The sequence below is a fragment of the Parabacteroides massiliensis genome (assembly GCF_900155425.1).
Taxonomy (GTDB): domain Bacteria; phylum Bacteroidota; class Bacteroidia; order Bacteroidales; family Tannerellaceae; genus Parabacteroides; species Parabacteroides massiliensis.
In genome coordinates, this window is sequence record NZ_LT700191.1 from 774,356 (window position 1) to 792,768 (window position 18,413).

The 18,413-nt window shown below is 41.4% G+C and carries 15 protein-coding genes, 2 tRNA genes and 2 pseudogenes; 10 read left to right on the top strand and 9 right to left on the bottom strand.

Annotation, left to right across the window (positions count from 1 at the left end; translation table 11 throughout):
* Positions 1-466 precede the first annotated feature (466 nt).
* Positions 467-1,567, top strand: a pseudogene (locus BQ9893_RS14175) (PD-(D/E)XK nuclease domain-containing protein); the annotation flags it as partial.
* 5 nt (positions 1,568-1,572) lie between these two features.
* Here BQ9893_RS14175 and BQ9893_RS14180 read toward each other — a convergent pair.
* Together BQ9893_RS14180 and BQ9893_RS14185 are read right to left on the bottom strand one after the other, a co-directional pair.
* A complete protein-coding gene (locus BQ9893_RS14180; RefSeq protein ID WP_075966624.1) occupies positions 1,573-1,884 on the bottom strand; it encodes a DUF1905 domain-containing protein in 312 nt (103 codons plus the stop codon).
* A gap of 25 nt (positions 1,885-1,909) precedes the next feature.
* Positions 1,910-3,292 (bottom strand): AlbA family DNA-binding domain-containing protein, encoded by a 1,383-nt coding sequence (locus BQ9893_RS14185; RefSeq protein ID WP_075966625.1) that lies wholly within the window; start codon positions 3,290-3,292, stop codon positions 1,910-1,912.
* A gap of 108 nt (positions 3,293-3,400) precedes the next feature.
* On the opposite strand from BQ9893_RS14185, the gene BQ9893_RS21135 reads away from it, so the two are divergent.
* Positions 3,401-3,598, top strand: coding sequence for a DUF3788 family protein (locus tag BQ9893_RS21135; RefSeq protein WP_081415471.1), 198 nt, complete (start codon positions 3,401-3,403; stop codon positions 3,596-3,598).
* On the opposite strand, the gene BQ9893_RS14190 is transcribed toward BQ9893_RS21135, so the two are convergent.
* A complete protein-coding gene (locus BQ9893_RS14190; RefSeq protein ID WP_394333241.1) occupies positions 3,527-3,796 on the bottom strand; it encodes a winged helix-turn-helix transcriptional regulator in 270 nt (89 codons plus the stop codon). The genes BQ9893_RS21135 and BQ9893_RS14190 overlap by 72 nt on opposite strands.
* Positions 3,797-3,841: 45 nt before the next feature.
* Here BQ9893_RS14190 and BQ9893_RS14195 point away from each other — a divergent pair, with 45 nt between their 5' ends.
* On the top strand, positions 3,842-4,597 hold the full coding sequence (locus BQ9893_RS14195) for a hypothetical protein (protein ID WP_075966627.1): 756 nt from the start codon (positions 3,842-3,844) through the stop codon (positions 4,595-4,597).
* A gap of 210 nt (positions 4,598-4,807) precedes the next feature.
* Here BQ9893_RS14195 and BQ9893_RS22575 read toward each other — a convergent pair.
* From BQ9893_RS22575 to BQ9893_RS14220, 5 genes and pseudogenes are all read right to left on the bottom strand, one after another.
* Positions 4,808-4,982: pseudogene (locus BQ9893_RS22575) on the bottom strand (ATP-binding protein); the annotation flags it as partial.
* A gap of 317 nt (positions 4,983-5,299) precedes the next feature.
* Positions 5,300-6,256, bottom strand: coding sequence for an Acg family FMN-binding oxidoreductase (locus BQ9893_RS14205; protein WP_075966629.1), 957 nt, complete (start codon positions 6,254-6,256; stop codon positions 5,300-5,302).
* Entirely contained in the window at positions 6,246-6,860 is a 615-nt protein-coding gene (locus tag BQ9893_RS14210; RefSeq protein ID WP_075967387.1) for a TetR/AcrR family transcriptional regulator, read from the bottom strand. Before BQ9893_RS14210 ends, BQ9893_RS14205 begins: the two co-directional genes overlap by 11 nt.
* A 209-nt stretch (positions 6,861-7,069) precedes the next feature.
* Entirely contained in the window at positions 7,070-7,831 is a 762-nt protein-coding gene (locus BQ9893_RS14215; protein WP_075966630.1) for a phage integrase SAM-like domain and Arm DNA-binding domain-containing protein, read from the bottom strand.
* Between the two features lie 135 nt (positions 7,832-7,966).
* Positions 7,967-8,039: transfer RNA gene (locus tag BQ9893_RS14220), tRNA-Phe, on the bottom strand.
* A 186-nt stretch (positions 8,040-8,225) separates the two neighbouring features.
* On the opposite strand from BQ9893_RS14220, the gene BQ9893_RS14225 reads away from it, so the two are divergent.
* Together BQ9893_RS14225 and BQ9893_RS14230 are read left to right on the top strand one after the other, a co-directional pair.
* Positions 8,226-8,299: transfer RNA gene (locus BQ9893_RS14225), tRNA-Pro, on the top strand.
* A gap of 101 nt (positions 8,300-8,400) precedes the next feature.
* Complete coding sequence (locus BQ9893_RS14230) at positions 8,401-9,048, top strand: pentapeptide repeat-containing protein (protein ID WP_075966631.1); 648 nt, start codon at positions 8,401-8,403, stop codon at positions 9,046-9,048.
* On the opposite strand, the gene BQ9893_RS14235 is transcribed toward BQ9893_RS14230, so the two are convergent.
* Entirely contained in the window at positions 9,038-12,523 is a 3,486-nt protein-coding gene (locus BQ9893_RS14235; protein ID WP_075966632.1) for a DUF748 domain-containing protein, read from the bottom strand. The genes BQ9893_RS14230 and BQ9893_RS14235 overlap by 11 nt on opposite strands.
* A 192-nt stretch (positions 12,524-12,715) precedes the next feature.
* Here BQ9893_RS14235 and BQ9893_RS14240 point away from each other — a divergent pair, with 192 nt between their 5' ends.
* The 5 genes from BQ9893_RS14240 (at position 12,716) to BQ9893_RS14255 (ending at position 18,394) form a co-directional block, all read left to right on the top strand.
* The gene (locus tag BQ9893_RS14240) at positions 12,716-13,180 is read left to right on the top strand and encodes a MaoC family dehydratase (RefSeq protein ID WP_075966633.1); all 465 of its coding nucleotides are present in this window, start codon (positions 12,716-12,718) and stop codon (positions 13,178-13,180) included.
* A gap of 216 nt (positions 13,181-13,396) precedes the next feature.
* Complete coding sequence (locus tag BQ9893_RS22180) at positions 13,397-13,705, top strand: hypothetical protein (protein WP_244155144.1); 309 nt, start codon at positions 13,397-13,399, stop codon at positions 13,703-13,705.
* Positions 13,627-14,343: a TolC family protein gene (locus BQ9893_RS14245; protein WP_244155145.1), complete on the top strand. Its 717-nt coding sequence runs from the start codon at positions 13,627-13,629 to the stop codon at positions 14,341-14,343. The genes BQ9893_RS22180 and BQ9893_RS14245 overlap by 79 nt, the downstream gene beginning before the upstream one ends.
* Positions 14,340-15,251, top strand: coding sequence for an efflux RND transporter periplasmic adaptor subunit (locus BQ9893_RS14250; RefSeq protein WP_075966634.1), 912 nt, complete (start codon positions 14,340-14,342; stop codon positions 15,249-15,251). Before BQ9893_RS14245 ends, BQ9893_RS14250 begins: the two co-directional genes overlap by 4 nt.
* Positions 15,248-18,394, top strand: coding sequence for an efflux RND transporter permease subunit (locus BQ9893_RS14255; RefSeq protein WP_075966635.1), 3,147 nt, complete (start codon positions 15,248-15,250; stop codon positions 18,392-18,394). Before BQ9893_RS14250 ends, BQ9893_RS14255 begins: the two co-directional genes overlap by 4 nt.
* Positions 18,395-18,413 lie beyond the last annotated feature (19 nt).

Here is an 18,413-nt window from a genome sequence, read left to right on the forward strand (position 1 = left end):
AGTAAAGTATTTATTGGTAGTTACTACCAACTGTCCATATGTAGTACTACAAATCGGCAATAAGTAGTACTACGTAAGGAGGATAGGTAGTACTACGTATCAATAATTTACTATATGCTTTGAATTAGTTTACTATGACTTTCGAATTAGTTTCCTGTATGTTCCGTACCAGTTACCCCATGGAAAGAGGAGACTCCGAACGAACTGCCGGAAAACAAAAAGGTGTCGGTTCAGTGTCGGTTACAAAACCCGACCGACACCTTTTAATCATTTGTTTATTAGAGATATATAAACAAAAGTGCCGGGTGTCGGTTCCTGTCGATATAATATTTATATTCAATCCACGTCATCGCTTGCAAATACTGTTGATATAGCGGACCGCCAAAAGACATGTCATCTATAGTAATTTATGCATCTTTTATAGGAGTTTGCATGTATATTTTCATGAAAACCTGTACCTTTGAATCATAACAAACCCTTATTACAGGCATTAGAAAATGAGGCTTTACTTGATGACTATCGTAAAACATTGAAGGCTTTCTATGGCGTGCTGAAAAGTTCCGACCGTTATCTTCGTTTTGTTTTCCTTACCGGTGTGACCAAATTTGCACAAGTCAGTGTGTTCAGTGATTTGAACCAGTTGAATGATATCAGTTTGGATTTGGCCTATGCTACCGTTTGCGGCATTACCAAAGAAGAGTTGACATCGACTTTTGTCCCGGAGTTGGAACGCCAATCGGTAGCCAACAAAATAACATTGGATGAAGTTGTGGAAGTGATGACACGCAAATATGATGGATACCACTTTCATCCGAAAGGTGCCGGCGTGTTTAATCCGTTCAGTATTCTCAATTCATTTTATAAACTTGAATTTGGCAACTATTGGTTTCAAACGGGGACTCCAACTTTTTTGGTCGAACTGCTTAAAACGAGTAAATATGATTTGCGAATATTAATTGACGGAGTAGAAGCTACAGCTTCTTCCTTTACAGAATACAGAGTGGAGGCCAACAATCCTATTTCGCTGATTTACCAGAGTGGATATTTGACTATAAAAGGCTATGATAAGGAATTCCAACTTTATCGTTTGGCTTTTCCGAATGATGAGGTCCGTTATGGGTTTCTTAATTTTTTAGTTCCGTATTATACGCCAATCAATGAAGAAGAGCAGGGTTTTTATATCGGTAAATTTATCCAGGAATTGCGTACCGGTGATGTCGATGCTTTCCTTACCCGACTGCAAGCTTTCTTTGCAGATTTTCCATACGAACTGAATGAAAAGACCGAACGCCATTATCAGGTTGTATTTTATTTGGTTTTCAAATTGATGGGGCAATTCACCGGAGCAGAAGTTCTTAGTGCCCGCGGACGGGCTGATGCCGTAGTGGAAATGCCTAAATATATCTATGTCTTTGAGTTTAAACTGAATGGAACAGCCGAGCAGGCTCTGCAGCAGATCTGTGAGAAAGGGTACCTGATTCCTTATCAGGCAGACGGACGTAAATTAGTCAAGGTTGGAGTTGAGTTCAGTGCAGAAAAAAGAAATATAGACCGATGGTTATATTAGTTTATTTAGATCCTAATCATAATTTTCACATCTTTATCAGTCTCAATTTTTTCTTTTTTTCTGATTTCGGCCTTGATAGGGAGCAAATAGGTCTGAAGTTTTGTATCAAACCAAATGGCGGTTGCCCACTGGCTATTGCCGATTTTTGCAGTCATTTTCAAACGCCCCCAACCTTCTTCCAAGAATTTAAGGTTTTCTCTTATTTCTTTGGACATTTCTTTAGGAAGGCAAGCTATGTACCAACCACACGTTCCGCCAGTCGATGAGTAGTTCCACACTTTGGCGGTAAACTCATACTTAATTCCTTTATTTTCCATCTCACAAATATAGAGGTTAATCGGGTTATTTCAAATAATATCCCCCTGTTTTAGGTGCACCTCTAAATTCTATCAAGTTTTTATCTTGTAAAACCTTGATATATCGCATAGTCATTCTTAAACTCTTGTTAATATACTTACTGATTTCAGAAGCATTTAAAGCGGAAGTGGTTGTCAGTAGATTGAGAATAGCTTGTTCATTCTTGTTTATAGTATCATTTACTATGTCATTTACTCTGCCATTTACAGTGTCATAGTTGGCAGAGTTAGTGACTTGGCGTTTGAATACTACCGTAAACATTCCCTCCGTATGAAATTCCGGCTCAGGCAGATTCGCTTCTTTCATAGCTTCCTGCATACGAGGAATGCCGGAAGCAACTTTTTCCACTAAGTGCATACGGGTAAACAATCCGAATATTAGCGGATTACGTGTCATACTTTTATGCCCGAAATCTTTGGCTACGATAGGTAAAAGCCCTCCGGGATTGGAAACTTCTACTCTATCATCGAACATTTCTATTGTAATGGTAGCTCCTTGTTCATAGTAGTCACGATGTGACAGAGCATTTATAACAGCTTCCTTAAATACAGTTAGAGGGATTTCCCAAATTTCTTCTCTCGGTCCGGGGCCTTCTATTTTGTAGGCAACTTGAAGTTTACTTTCAAGCCATGCCATTGCCTGCAAATACTGTTGATATAGCGGACCACCAAAAGACTTATCATCTATGATATATACTTTAGTCGTTCCCTTGAAAAGAACACATCTTGTTATTGCATGTGGAAATTTCCGTTCCGGCTCTTTCCCGAAGAACATGGCAGTGCCATTCTTGGCTATTCCCTTATCTGTAAACAGTTCCAGATTCTCGAATATCTGTTTGTCGCCTGTGGATGAACTTAGTTGTGCTTCCGTACGGAAGTCTTTTATCGCTTGTTCATCTGCATCAGTGTCGATGTTGAACCAAGAACAGGGAATGTGGTCAAAAAAGATTTTGTTGCATTCCTGAAAGAAGTAGCGCATTTCTTCGACTGTACGAAGTTTCTGCGAGTTTGCTCCCTCACGCACATAGATAGAACCGGAAAATATATAAGGTTTATCTTTTCCGGACGGAATATCAATTACCCAAACTGTTTTGCCTTCAACATTTACCGAATACAATTCGCAATGAAGAGCCGGAGATATTTCGCTGATAGAACTTTGAATGGCGGAACGTTTGTCGTTCTCTAAATTCGTACCTACGACTTGCCCATTGTCATCCACACCAATAAGTAAATATCCCCCGTCAGCATTGGCAAAAGCGCAAATTTCTTCTGTCAATTCACGTACCTTTGAAGGAGCACGAACTTTAAATTCTACATTGTAGCCTTCTCCGCTATCAATGAGCGATTGTATGGTTTCTGTATTCAGCATGGATTCTTATGGTTAGGACACAAAGTTAGTTATTTGTTCTATATAACTCCATGAAGTTTTATTTTATTTATCTCCAATCGCGTCTTTGAGGTATATTCGCAATACGTCATGGGAAAAGTTTCTCAAATATCTACTCCTACTTCGGAAACCATAGAGACTTTGATAGGAAAAGAACTTTACCAAATATGGAATGCGCTTTGTCTTTTAATAGAACATAAATATGAGATGGAACGATTATGGAACAGTGGCGGATTTCTTTCGATGCATCATTATAGATTTCATGTTCTTTTGTGCCCACTCCGTTAATGAAACAATGATAGGGACAAGAGATTTACCGATTTCTGTCAATTCATATTCTACCCGAATAGGAACTTCGGGAAATACCGTCCTTTTGACTAAATCATCTGCTTCCAATGTGCGTAATGTATTGGATAACACTTTTGTAGAAATATCCGGAATAAGTTTTCCCAATTGGTTGAATCGAATAGACCCCGTTTCACTCAAAACAAGGACGACCAGTAATGTATCAACCCAAAAAAATACAGTAGTATGGATAGATTTTTATTTGTGGCAATCTTTTTAGTGCTTTCTTGTGCTACAATTACAACACAAAAAAAGACTGTAATGTTTGACCTGTCACATGGGCAATGTCAAGATACCCCTCCCGGACATGAATATTATACGGATATAGTTCCGGACTACAAAGCATTGATAGAACAAGCCGGAGCAAGTTGGCAACAAAACGATAGTGCAACAATAACACCTGATTTATTGAGAAATGTAGATGTACTGATTATGTTGTCTCCTCTCTCAAAAAATCTTCAAAAGAACATTTCCAACACGGAACAAAACGCGATCATTAACTTTATAAGACAAGGTGGTAAAGTTTTGCTTTTCATAGACGAAGAGCATAGAGTGGATTTACGTAAATATGGGGCAAATGAAATAACAAAGGCTTTCGGCATAGAACTGGGATTTGACATCGAGGGAATTTCAAAAAATTGCGGTGCGGTTTCTTTTGAAAATGAGATATTCAAAAAACGCCGGGAAATTCCATATAGCGGAGCAAGAGCCATAAAGGGAGGAATTCCTGCCAGTATCTGTTTGGATGGCGGATATTTACATTCTTCCTATGTCATGCTTGATAATGGCGGAAAGTTATTTGTCGCAGCAGATGCGATGGTCGGGCAATTAATGGGCTATCCTGATGGGGTTAGGAATACGTTTAATAAACTGCAAACTCGTTGGTGGGGGAAAGATAGCCGCATATTCATGCAAGAGTTGGTACAGTGGGTGTTAAAATAGAAATAAGGCGCTGCAATGCAGTACAATAATAGTAACATTAATTTTACAAACAATAAAAAGTATTTTCAAGAATGAACGGTTATTCCGTTATGAGAACAGCACAAGATTACCCCTGTGCAAGTGATTCCAAAAAACAACAAGTCATCAGTATGGAATACTTTGCTTTTCAATGGCATGTTACAGATAATTGCGACCAACATTGCAAACACTGCTATTATCGAGATTGTAACAAACCTGAATCGCCGTGTAATCATCGGGAATATAGAAGTCAACTTCAATATTTTGATTGTAGAAATAAACAGCATCATTTCGTCCGTATTTACGCAGTAGATTTACGGCTACCATATTCTCCAGCAAAAGAAGTGTTCCCATCCAATAAAAAGAGACACGCCTTGCGTAAAGTAGTTGTTACATCCGTTGATAGAGCAGATAAGATTTTCCTGCACGTCGGATGCCTACAAAAACATAGTTTCCAAACTCTTCGAAAGTGAAATTCCGTGGAATTACCTTGTATCTTGGAACTTCCTGTTGATTATCGGCTATAACCGTTCTCAGAATATTTTTGTCCTTGGTTTCCTGTTTTTATTCTACTAACAACACAAAGACAACGCATTTTCATTTTACGCACAGAACAAAAAGTCCTATTTTTTATTTTACACACAAAACATCCACTAATCGGAAACATGATAAACAAAAAAAATATTAGACTAGTAATGTTTCAATCTTTTTACGGGGAGAATAAGGAGTTTGCTTTGCATAACCAATTCTCATTATTAATGTTGGGTGTTCCTTATTGACAGGTAATTTCTCTCGTAAATCAAAGGCTAATACTGCAACTTCGCACGGCTGATTCAAGAAAGCATAAGAAATCCCGATCTCTGTTACTTTTAACAGAAAGCGTTGGAGAGTTCGCCCCAAGTTAATCCACTCTTTGATTGTATCTTGTTGCGTGGTGCATACAACAAAATGCGAAGAAGAATCTATTTTCTTTCTATCCGATTTGTTTTGCACATTAGGTTTTAAGAATAAGCTAACTATGGGACGTGCTAATATTTTAGGAAGTGGCGGATTTCCGAAAACCAAATAACTTAGCCCATTATGTGTAGCCTCAACTTGTTTTTTATTAAACCTCATCCACGAAAGCAATTCATTCTTGAAAGCAATATCAGTCATTTGAATTTCATTCCCTTTCATTATGTATTGAGTTATTGTATTTGCAAATGACGTACTTATTTCAGTAAAGTAGAATTGAACACCATTTTCTTTTGGAATGGATTGAAGTTGTTGTAGAATTTCATCTGATATTTTATTACCATTATAGATATTGCGGTTTGTCTGTCGTTTCTCAATTTGATGGAATAGGGAATCTTCAATTGTGAGATCATTTTTCGTTAATTCAAGAATAATCGCTTCTATACTGCATTCTATTATATGGGTAGTGTAACCAAAATAGCTGGCAGCGATACATAAGTTTTCAACAGCACAGCCTAAGCTAATAAATAACTCACGATTGTTTCTATCAACGACAGGTAACGCTACATCTAAGTTGGGGAGAACCGTAATAGTACTGTCCGTAATATGAAACTTCCAAGGCTGTGTGTTATGTCCCGAAGGAGCTTTGGAAGCATAACTGGCTATTTGTATGAAATCAGTTTTCATCTTGAAATACCTTATTTATTAAAACTTCAATTCCTTCGTTTATTTGTTCCCATCCTGAATTCTCATTCAGAGGAATACCATTGTAAACCGGACAAAAATCTTCCAGCATCACCAGATAAGTAATTGATGCTGTCAGCATAGAGGCTATTGCTGCAATTTCCTTTTGGGGATGCCCTGTTAGTTCGCTTACTTTCTTTACAAGGTCTATTCCCACTTTTTCCCGTTGCTCTCTTAGCTTTACAATCATATCATTATTACAAGATAATTCCCAACGATAAAGTCTTTTCAAAGTAGGATTATTCCTTAATTGCTCAATCTGTCCTTGAAACATACTTTTCACGAATGCAGGTAGTTTTTCACGACTGGGGCATTCAAGAGGGAAATTGATCCAAAAATCATGTTGTCGTATGTAAGCAGCCATAAGTCCCTCTACCGAACCGAAATAACGGTATATCAATATCTTTGAAACACCTGATTGGGTAGCTATAGCGTTAATGCCGATTTTCTCGAAGCCATCTTCGGCAATCATTTTACCGATAGTATCTAACAACCGCTTTTCGGTAGTTTCCCGATCTCTTTCTCCTGTTATGCTTTTCCCTTTCATTTTACGCATTGTTACTATTTGGGAACAAATATATGTTACTTATCGGGAACATACAAATAATCTGCTTGGTAAATTTGCAGTGGTAGAAAGTTTTTTTGTTATCAAGCCAATGCTGAACTTACTATGTCATCCTTAGACAGTTTAGAAAACGTCTCTTGATTCTTCTTTCATTTGCTGGTGAAAATAGAATCAACATGTTTTATGAACCATTACACGAAGTTAATTTCACCCATGAAGTAAGAGAAAGTAAACAGGTCGATAGGTAGTCTTGTAAACGGATTACTTGACTTGTAGGAAAGAACCTTGTTTATATCCTCTTTATTGATAGCTCTTTTGGCTGTCTTTTCATGTAGTTTGGATACTTTATACTTTTTGAAAGGATAATATTCAGCCTTGACAATGTTTTCTTCAATAGCCAAATTGTAAATCGCTCTTAAAGTTCTGAAACGAATACCGATTGTATTTTCTTTGATATTGTTTGAGCGTAGCCATGTTTCATATTTTCGTAGCCAAGCTGTATCAATATCTGGGAAATAGATATTCAGATGTTTGTTGAACTTGATAAGCGAGTTATAAACTTGCTTAACAGAAAGCATATATCCAGTACGTTTCTCTGTTGAAAGCCTCTCCATGTAGCCTAAAAAGACTTCGCCAACAGTTTTCAGTTTTATAGGATTGTTTACTTTTTCAGCCAATGTGGTTGCTGTAAAATCCTTTTCCATAGCCTTTAATTCCAAAATTTTATCCGTATAGGCTTTTGTTTTCTCTGTAATCACCTTTTCGATATACTCCTTGTTTGGACATTTGGAAGTAGGTTTATTGGCTTTGAAGTCCCAATACTTAGGATCAAGCGAGATTCCAAGACTTTCATACTTCATCTTTCTGTCTTTGCAGATTCTAATCATCAAAGGTGATTCATTGTTTTTCAATACTTTAGATTTGTAACATACGACATTGATAGTTGTACTCATGGTTTAAACGCTGGTTTAAACATCGGTTTAAACAAACACCGAAAAACACCGAAAATAGTGGAATTTGAAGAGAAAAACTAGTGAAAAGACATAAAAAAAGCAGTTACATTTGATTGTAACTGCTTGATTTTCAGGTGGTGCCACCAGGAATCGAACCGGGGACACAAGGATTTTCAGTCCTTTGCTCTACCAACTGAGCTATGGCACCATTGTTTTGTTTGACGGGTGCAAAGGTAAACTTTATTTATTACACTCCAAACGTTTCAATGGAAAAATATTCAAAGAAAATATATTTTAAGGAGGAAATGAAAAAAAATACACTTCATTTGAAAAAAAACGGCAAAACTATTTGCAGTTTAAAAATTAGTTGTACCTTTGCAGCCGTAATCAAAAACGGGATGTAGCACAGTTGGCTAGCGCGCCACGTTCGGGACGTGGAGGTCGGAAGTTCGAGTCTTCTCATCCCGACTACAGAAAGAGGATATATTAAAAGATATGTCCTCTTTTCTTTTTTTATTCACACGGACAAAAATATTCTTTTACTCTCCCATTTATAAAACAGACAGCATATGAAAATTACACAACCCCGTTTGGAAAACGTCCTTCACGAAGATACAGAGATACAGACAGCGTTAGAAAAAAACGATGAGGATTTAACCGGGTATTCTTTTAAAAGCCAGCGTATAGAAGGAGTGAAGAAGAGTAATCTTTCGGTACAATCCTGCATTTTCTCCAACTGTAGCTTTGGGGCATGCAGCATACGGAAATCCCAATTCAGCGATGTTGTATTTAAGAACTGCGACCTGTCGAATGTAAACCTTACAGAGTGTGGCTTTCACCGGGTAGAGTTTACCGGCTGTAAATTAATGGGGACCAACATGTCAGACGGGACATTCAATCATATCACTTTTGATGAGTGCCGAGGAGAATACATGAATCTCTCGATGAGCAAAATGCGATATATACAATTTACCCGATCTAACCTGCAAGGGGCCGGAATAGAAGGCTGCCAACTGATGAATGTCTCATTCGATGCCTGCAACCTGATGGAAGCGGAATTTTATCGCACATCCTTGAAAGGCATCGATCTGTCGAACTCGGAAATATCCGGTATCCGTATCACAAACCTTGCCAATAACGAGTTGCGAGGATCTTCCGTTTCCTCCTTACAAGCTTTGGAACTGGCACGAATGTTGGGTGTAGAGATCAGAGACTGAACTCTCCCTCTTCTTCCGGAACATGTTTCTCGGAAATGTTCTTTTTAGCTCGGAAGAAATTCTTTACTTTCGTAAAGAGAGCCATGACTCCTTTGGCTGCATCCTGTTTCTTTTGAGAAACGCCGACCGATTCAATCAACGGTGGTCTTAATATCTGCCACAGATAATTAAATGTGGAATGATAAGGATCCCTTATTATTGAAACACTCGAATGACGCAGTTTGTCACCCCCCTGTCTTGCTTTATCCGGATTATCATGTTTTAATATACGGTTGACCAAGCTGGTCAGAAATTTTCTATCCGTCGGTTCCCCATCTTTTTCTTTCAGCAAAGTGGCTTTCAAGTCATTATACAAAAAAAGCATATTCACGGTAGCTCCTTTGCTGGAGGCTTCCGTACTAAAAGTCATTTCCCGTACCTGTCCACTCCGGACTTCCACCGAGGCCAGAGGAAGCAGCAATTCGTTCAATGCCGTCAAATCGAAACTGTCCAGACGGGCATTCAGCAGAAAGCGGTCGTTCAGCGAATCGACCGGCAACTTCCATGTAGCAGTAAAAGCTCCCTTTCCCATTAACTTGCCATCAGCATCCAGCACGATATATTGATCCGGACGGGAGACGATATTTGTAAAACCGGTAAACCTACCGTTCATATCCGTAAAAAACAATTTGCCGGGTACTGTCCCCTTCTTTGACAATTCTTCGTAAACAACAGAAAAGTTCTTAACCTTCACCCTTTGAAAATCCAATTTGACAGGTGCTTTTTGAAGTCCGGTATAGATCATCGGGACAATATGCCGGGACACCGGTATTTTCTGATTCTTCAAATTCTGCAATACGACATCCGACACCTGCACATCAGCTATCCGAAGCACCTTCTCCGAGAAATAAGAGGGCAGATCGATATCTGTCAGTGACACCTGCCCGACACTCACATCAAACCAATCTTTGTGATGGGGTTGCAAATAAGCAAACTGCATTTTAGGAAAGGGAGATACAAGACGGATACGATCGATAACCGCACTCGACCTTGTCAAATCCACACCACCTACCTTCAGCGTATAGAAGCCGCCATCCAAAGGGAACGCCAGGTTACGAGTGGAGAAACGGATATCATCCAATTTATATGTGCGAAGACGAGTATCGACAGCCAGTCCTTCTACAAACAGATTTGTCGTATCGAATTTCTGATGCTGCAAAGAATCGCTTTTCCCATAATAAGTATAACGAATGTCCGCATCTGTCAGACTAAAGCGTCCTAAAGAGATTTGTCCGGCAACTTTCCCCAAGGTCGTATATAAATCACTCGGACCGGGCTTTGTTTGATGTGATAGAGTATCGCGAAGATGACCGGAATAAATATCCGCCACAGGACTTTCCAAGCAAACCGAACCCAACTTCAAAAAAGTACTGTCCCAGGAGATATCCTCCAATGCCAAGCTTTTAAGCGAAGCAGACATGCCGACACCATCAGGTCTGAACACTCGGATATCCGGCGAATCGACCCGGAACGATGCCAACCGGATATTCCGATCCGGCCTTTCAGGTATCCGTTTCAACCCGCTTATGCAAAGTTCCGGTGAAGAAAACCGGATACACGTCTTTGCCACCTTCCCTGCCGTATCTTGCGGCAGTAACCTAATATCCTGTAATTCCAGGATTCCCTTCACAGTCGAAAATTGTCCTTTCCCTACAGACAGGCGATATTCTTTCCCCGGCAAATAGTTATCGAACCGCCCCAAGCTAAACCCCATATTTTCATAGTTAAAGAACAGTCCGCCCCCTTTTCCCGTTTGCCGGTTCACCCAAACACCGGTTGCAAAAAAATTAAAGTCGTTCAGTTTATAAGTAAGCGAGTCGGGCGTACTTTTATCATCGACTGTCACATTTGCGTGATTCAGGTTCACTCGTTTGACAGAAAGATAACGAAGGAAAGGATTCAGGATCGCCTCCACATCGACACGACCGTTTACTGCCTTCACTCCTTTCTTATTTAGGGAGGGCGCCACCACATAACGCAGATTCGGATGGTCTATTTTCAACAACCGGGCACTAATCCCTTTATCGTACAACAAACCGCGGATTCCAACCGTATCTATACTTCCCGTCATATAATCATTCTGCCCGCGAACCGACAAGGGGCGTAACCGGATTTGTTCCATACTGAAATCCCCGCTTTCCGTGTCCAATGCCATACGTTTCACAGAGAACCGGTGGTTACGGGCCGTCATCATTCCCTCAATGCCAGTCGCTTCGAACGAGAAACCACGCGAATACCAAAGTCCACTCCGGTCCTCCGATACGGAATCTATCCGAAAATCATTCGCCCGAAAATCAAAGTTTGCCAGTTTATACACCTCGATCGTATCTTTAACAGCCAAAGAGTATTGCAACTTTGCCTGACCAATTCCAATCGTCCCAATAGAAACTGCATGTAAAACCGGAGATATCAATTCATAGAGAGACAGGGGACGAATGAGGGAGAGAGAAGAAGAAGCAGACGGCTGGCTTTTCCCTGCCAGACTAAAGGCTTGTATATCCGAAGAAATAATATCGAACGAACGTGCCGTGAGATAGTTCAGTGCATTTTCACGACGAAACTGAATTCCTTTCACTTCTATGGCTCCAACCGATGCGTTCAGGTAACTGTCCGGTCGCTGTTTCCGCACCTTCCACAATTCTCCCTGAGGCGCAAGTGTAATATTGGAGATGGAGATAATGGAATCTTCCGTATTCAACAGGATTCGATTCGTTTGCAGGCTGAAGTCATTATTGGTCAATAATGTCTGCGGCCGATTAGTAATGAAATCAAAATTGTCACAATAGAGCAACTTCCCGCTTTCAGACGAATCCTCATCCAAACGAAAACCATACGCATGAAAACTAACATCGTTCAAGGCATAGACTATCGGGGATACGGGATTCTCCACGAAATAGGAAACACTGGCATTCTCCAGGTCCAACTCTCGGACGGTCAGTACATTAATATAAGGAGAGATTACTTCATATAATGTCTTGGTCTCCGCTTCCTTTCTTTCTTTCACCTTCACCCGCGTCGAATAGTAAGGGTTAAACATTTGTATATCAGGATCACGGATTTCAAACGAGTCAAAATGCAATTGCTTATAGCTCCAGCGCCAAGTGAGGTTTAATCCTTTAAAGTCGATCATACCAACCTCAGCCGTCACATAAGTAGATGGCAGACTGTCCTTTCTTTCCCAATCCTGGAAAACCCTTGGGTCTGGATATAGCTTTATTCCCTCAATCTTCAGTTCACCTTTGAAGAAACTGATGGAGAGGTTATCGAAAGAAAGCTTATAAAAACCATCTGTAGCTTCAGCCGTCCGATGAATCAATTCTTTCCGGAGATACCGTTCGAGGCGTTTGGTCAGATGAAGATTAAGCAAAAATATAGCAGTGGTCAGCACTATTGCGATCCCCAACGTGTACCCTATGACTTTCTTTGTCTTCCCCATAAGACTTAAATATGATTGTTATCTAACTCTATCTAATAAAATCAACAAAATTAGTAGAGTTAAGTTGTAATATTTGTTTATTCCAAGAATTATTGCGAAAATTGCAAAAATACCCTGTAACCGACGATAAAAACGGATCGCAGTTACTTGACGGCAGACGTATAAGATCATCAATCACTAAACAAAAAAATAATGGGAAAAGTAGTTATCAACTCGTACGAAGACTTTGAAAAGCTGGTAGGCCAGCAAATAGGAATTTCAGACTATGTAGAACTGACACAGGAGCGTATCAACCTTTTTGCCGATGCGACATTGGATCACCAATGGATTCACGTGGATCCTGAACGTGCCAAAGTGGAAAGCCCGTTCCACAGCACAATCGCCCACGGCTACCTGACGCTGTCACTCCTTCCACACCTCTGGAATCAGATCATCGAGGTGAACAACCTGAAGATGATGATTAATTACGGCATGGACAAAATGAAGTTCGGACAACCGGTGCTGACCGGACAAAGCATCCGCCTGATCGCCAAACTCCAGACCTTGACAAATCTGCGCGGTGTGGCCAAGGCCGAAATCAAATTTGCCATCGAAATCAAGGACCAGCCGAAGAAAGCACTGGAGGGTGTTGCAATCTTCCTGTACTACTTCGAATAACCGTTCTCTGGAAAATTTTCTCCGGCAATGGTTATTGGTGTTTTGTGAGCAATCTCTTGCGAGTCCTGCTCACAGAACACATTTCTGATAAACCTGTTTTTATACAGCAACCATACTTTCATCGGAATCGACTCGCAAACATTCTTTTTTCCAAGTTTTCTTCTTCAAACTTTCAACAAAATTCCCCTCTACTTTTGTTTTCCAAATATAAGAAACATGAGTAGAATATTTTTCCTTTTATGTGCGATCTGGTGTGCTTCGCTACTATATGGACAAGAAGTGATCCATTCCCTACCCTACTACATCGAAGCCGCGCAGACTAACAGCCCGTTGATACAAGACTGCCTGAATCAAAAAGAGATCCAGAAGCAGGAACTAATGCGACTTAAAGCCCTCTACACTCGTTCCATTTTAGAACTGAACGGAGCCTTGCCAAACAATCGGACTTGCATCTGCTACAAATCGAACAAAATGCCAACCGCGACCAAAGAACAACTTCGTGCCAATCCTACCGGACCCATCTGATCGATCTGAACATTCTTTGCGGCATAAAAGACACGACATGCGTTTCGTTGGAAAACATTAACCTGTCTCCTCGTTTTATCAACAGTCCGGGATCCGGCTTTTTGAAGCAATACCAGCTCGACAGTCTGAACACGATCATGTCATTGCGATCTTTCAATCTACAGTACAAACCTCAACTCAACCTGTTTGTCGACGGCGGATTACGAACAGGCGAATATACCGCCATACAGAGACACTTTGGCATGAGTGCGGGCGTCACTCTTTCATGGATATTATTCGACGGAAAGCAGAAGCGCATGAAAGAACGACAAACCCGTGCACAGTTGAATAGTATCGAAACTTATAAAACAAACTTCCAGCTCCAACAAGAACTACGCAAACAGCAATACCTGACTGAACTAAAAACATATGAAGAACGAAACATTCTCTTGCTAAAGCGTTTGTCTGAATACACCCGGATTCTCTCGGATTATAAAAAAGAAATGCAAGCCGGACAATTGTCTGTAATCGATTATATTCTCATACTCAGGGACAAGATACAAGCAGAACAAGACCGGATGTTACTGCAAACGAACCGTCAATTGCTCACAGCAGCTTTTAACTATTGGAATTGGGAAATAAACTATTGGGAAATATGAAAACAATAACAATCTTTCTTATGTTAGCATTCCTGACCAACTGCACTCATAATACGCAGGATGCTCCCCAAACAGAAAAGACGCCCCACACAGCTGTTACTCTGACTCAGGTCTCTTGGGGTAAAATACAAAATGAAATCGTATTGTCCGCCACGACTGCGTATCTGGACAAATCGATCATCACTGCCCCCATTCCTGCATTTATCTCGGATGTCAATGTGCAACCTGGTTGTATGATCAGGAAAGGAGAAACTCTTTATACGCTGGAAACAAAAGAACATCATGCCCTCTCCAATGAGACGGCTCCTTCCACAATAGAAAATGTTCCCGTAAAAGCAGGAACAGACGGTATCGTAACTGCGGTCATGCAACAGAAAGGAAGTTATGTGGCCGAAGGAACCATCCTTTGTTCACTGGCAGTTCCGAGCAACCTCGTTTTCATGCTGAACGTCCCTTACGAGCAACAAGAATATGCTTCACCAGGCAAGAAATGCATACTGGTACTTCCGGATGAGACCAGACTCACAGCAACCATACAAACGCCTTTGGTTACCATGAACACGACTTCGCAAGCACAGCAGGTCATCGCGCGAGCAAAGTCGCCGTTTCTCCCTGAAGGGATGTCCGTGAAAGTCCTTATCACAACCAATAATACAAACAAAAAAGAAGAAATGATCTTACCCCAAAATGCTATTCAAAGCAATGAAATGCTTACAGAACATTGGGTTATGAAACTGGCAAACGACAGTACGGCCGTAAAAGTTCTGATACAAACGGGAAACTGTAACGCGGACAGTATAGAGGTCATATCTCCCTCCCTCTCCTCTGCCGACCGCATCATCCAAACAGGTGGTTACGGACTTGAAGATAACAGCCGTGTCGTTATTACAAAAGAAATACAGCCATGAATATCACACAAAAGAAATGTTTTCACCAATTATATAGTAAGCCCATCCTATTTGCCGGATTGCTGATCCTGCTCGCCGGGATATACAGTTATACCCAGATGCAGACAAACTTGTTTCCGGAGGTTCTGTTTCCTCGTATCACAGTTATAGCAGATGCCGGACAACAACCGGTAGACCGGATGATGATTACAGTGACCAAACCTCTGGAAAGTGCTGTAAAAAAGGTTCAGGGAGTTACGGTGGTAAAAAGCAGTACAAGCCGGGGAAGTTGCGTTGTGGAGGTTTATTCCAACTGGGGACTGGACATCTACGCCTTGAAAACACAGTTGGAAAATCGTATAAACGAGGTCAAAGGATTTCTTCCGGCAGGGACCGTTATTTCAACCGAAGCGATGAATCAATCATTGTTCCCGGTATACGGCTATACGCTGGAGAGCAAAACACATAGCCGGATCGCATTGAGAGACGCCGGAAACCTGATCGCACGCCCGGTCTTTTCACAGGTAAAAGGAATCAGTAATGTTGTCGTTCGTGGAGGAAAAGCCAAAGAATTTGTTGTCCTGCCTGATCCGGCCAAGATGTCTTCGTTAGGGATCACTCCTTCACAGATAAAGTCGGCTTTCGAACAAACCAATTTCGTACAAGGAAATGGTAATATTGCGGATTATAACCGCCTCTATTTGACACTGACCGATACTCGTATCAACGACTTACAGGAACTGGAAAACACGATCATCCGCAATGATGGCACACGGATCGTGCGCCTCAAGGACATCGCCCATGTTGAGATACAGGAACAACAGGAGTTTTTAAAGATCAATGCGGACGGGAATGACGCCGTACTGATTGACTTGGTGAAACAACCAGGTGTCAACCTGATTGATTTTGCAACAGACGTAGAAGCTAAAGCAGATGAGATACGTGGGTTACTTCCGGCAGGATATGAATTGAAACCTTATTACAATCAGAGTGCATTCGTCGGCGACAGTATCCACAGTGTGATGAAAACGATTTACGAAGGTTTGTTTCTTGCAATCGTTGTGATGGTCCTCTTCCTGCGCTCATGGCGTGCAAGCCTGGTAGTGATGCTGACAATCCCGATAACATTAGCATTCAGCATATTATTGGCTTATCAAGCCGGGATCACCATCAATATCATGTCGCTGGGAGCAATAGCCGCTTCGGTTGGGCTCATTATCGACGATGCCATCGTTATCATCGAACAGATATATAGGGAACATGAAGAATCTCCCGGAACTGATCGTTTCACCGTTGTCCGCCATGCCATCTCAAATTTGTTTCCGGCTATGGTTGCCTCATCATTGGCGACCATCGTCATCCATTTCCCTTTCCGACTCATGAGCGGATTAGCTGGTAGTTTCTTCAAAGAACTATCTGACACGATGTTACTGACAATGGCGGCATCTTTTCTGGTGACATGGCTATTGTTACCCGTTCTGCATCTCATAACGGGCTATCAGGAAAAAACCTCTTCCACAACTCTTCTTGATAACCGGGAGGAAAAAGCCATTCATAAAGTACAACTTTTGACATGGTTGTACCGTAAACCCTGGATCGCTACAGGCATTGTCTTGCTTCTTGCCGTCGGAGGATGGTCAGCTTCGATCCGGCTGAGTTCCGGATTTCTTCCCGATCTTGACGAAGGGACAATCGTTCTCGATTACCATTCTCCTGCCGGAACGGATATAGAAGAAACAGATCGTCTTTGCCGGCAGATGGAGAGAATCATCCTTAACCATCCCGACGTCGACACCTATTCCCGCCGTACCGCTTTAGGCATGTCGTTCAAAACACGCCCGAGCAACTTCGGTGATTATCTGATTCAACTGAAAAAAGACAGGAAGAAAACAACCCCAGAAGTGATCAGCGATCTGCGCCATTCACTCTCACAAGCCGTACCGGTAGTCACAATTGATTTCGGGCAACGTATTTCCGACTTGTTAGGAGACTTGATGAGTACTCCCAAACCCATCGAAATAAAAATATTCGGAAATGACTATACCACCCTGCAACAGATAGCGGCACAAGCAGAGAGCGTGATGAAAACCATTCCCGGGATAGTAGACATTGACAATGGCCTGGTTCCGGCAGGAGCCTCTTTAGTTTTCATTCCCAACCAGGAGCGACTTTCGCAATTTGGAATTCCGTTAACCGATTTCCAGGAACAACTTTCGGCTTATATCGGAGGAGTTCCTCTCTGCCTGTCCTCCGATATGATCGAACCTAATCCGGCACAAGCCGCCATGACTGGAGGGCTTCAGATCGGTTCGATACAGGACGGAGAACAAATGCGGCGTATACTGCTGCGTTTCACTGACTTTGCAGACAATTCACCCGAAAAATTAGAAAAACAACTAATTTTCCTGCCCGACGGGAGTACTCGCCCGTTGTCCTTTTTTTGTCGTGTGGAAGTCATCCCCGGAGAAATAGAAGAACGCAGGGAGGATTTGAAAAGCAATATCACACTGACCGCCCGATTGGAAAACTATGATCTGGGTAGTGCAGTCCGCAATTTAAAACAGGCTTTCAACCAACAGCTTTCCCTTCCCAGTGGATATAGTATCTCGTATGGAGGAGCCTATTCCGAGCAGCAACAATCGTTCCGGGAACTATTATTGATACTCTGCCTGGCGACCTTGTCTGTGTTTTGCGTGTTAATGTTCTTGTTCAGGGAATGGATGATATCATTTGCCGTACTATTCGTGTCCTTATCAGGCACTTGCGGTTGTTTGATGGCATTATGGATTACAGGAATCCCATTAAACGTAAGCAGCTACACCGGTATTATCATGATTGTCGGTATTATTGCCGAAAACTCAATATTCACAGTCCATCAATATCGTATGAAACGGAAAAACGGAGGTAATGTACCCGAATCGGTCGACTATGCTATTGCCTTGCGTATCCGCCCCAAACTTATGACCGCGATCGGTGCCATACTCGCACTCATGCCCTTAGCTCTTGGCTTCGGCATGGGAACCCAGATGCAGCAACCGCTTGCAGTAGCCGTGATCGGGGGTTTTATTGCGGCATTACCGCTACTGTTGGTAATTTTACCCTGCTTAATGATGTTTATTTACAAAAAACAGGATCAGAATCAGTCAAACCAAGTAAATTTGTAACACTAAAAAACAGAATAAA

Excerpts from the sequence above, each read along its gene's own strand:
- BQ9893_RS14185 (WP_075966625.1), bottom strand. The coding sequence starts at position 3,292 with ATGCTGAATACAGAAACCATACAATCGCTCATTGATAGCGGAGAAGGC.
- BQ9893_RS14250 (WP_075966634.1), top strand. The coding sequence starts at position 14,340 with ATGAAAACAATAACAATCTTTCTTATGTTAGCATTCCTGACCAACTGC.
- BQ9893_RS14205 (WP_075966629.1), bottom strand. The coding sequence starts at position 6,256 with ATGAAAACTGATTTCATACAAATAGCCAGTTATGCTTCCAAAGCTCCT.
- BQ9893_RS14215 (WP_075966630.1), bottom strand. The coding sequence starts at position 7,831 with ATGAGTACAACTATCAATGTCGTATGTTACAAATCTAAAGTATTGAAA.
- BQ9893_RS14255 (WP_075966635.1), top strand. The coding sequence starts at position 15,248 with ATGAATATCACACAAAAGAAATGTTTTCACCAATTATATAGTAAGCCC.
- BQ9893_RS21135 (WP_081415471.1), top strand. The coding sequence starts at position 3,401 with ATGGGAAAAGTTTCTCAAATATCTACTCCTACTTCGGAAACCATAGAG.
- BQ9893_RS22180 (WP_244155144.1), top strand. The coding sequence starts at position 13,397 with ATGAGTAGAATATTTTTCCTTTTATGTGCGATCTGGTGTGCTTCGCTA.
- BQ9893_RS14240 (WP_075966633.1), top strand. The coding sequence starts at position 12,716 with ATGGGAAAAGTAGTTATCAACTCGTACGAAGACTTTGAAAAGCTGGTA.
- BQ9893_RS14180 (WP_075966624.1), bottom strand. The coding sequence starts at position 1,884 with ATGGAAAATAAAGGAATTAAGTATGAGTTTACCGCCAAAGTGTGGAAC.
- BQ9893_RS14230 (WP_075966631.1), top strand. The coding sequence starts at position 8,401 with ATGAAAATTACACAACCCCGTTTGGAAAACGTCCTTCACGAAGATACA.
- BQ9893_RS14195 (WP_075966627.1), top strand. The coding sequence starts at position 3,842 with ATGGATAGATTTTTATTTGTGGCAATCTTTTTAGTGCTTTCTTGTGCT.
- BQ9893_RS14235 (WP_075966632.1), bottom strand. The coding sequence starts at position 12,523 with ATGGGGAAGACAAAGAAAGTCATAGGGTACACGTTGGGGATCGCAATA.
- BQ9893_RS14210 (WP_075967387.1), bottom strand. The coding sequence starts at position 6,860 with ATGAAAGGGAAAAGCATAACAGGAGAAAGAGATCGGGAAACTACCGAA.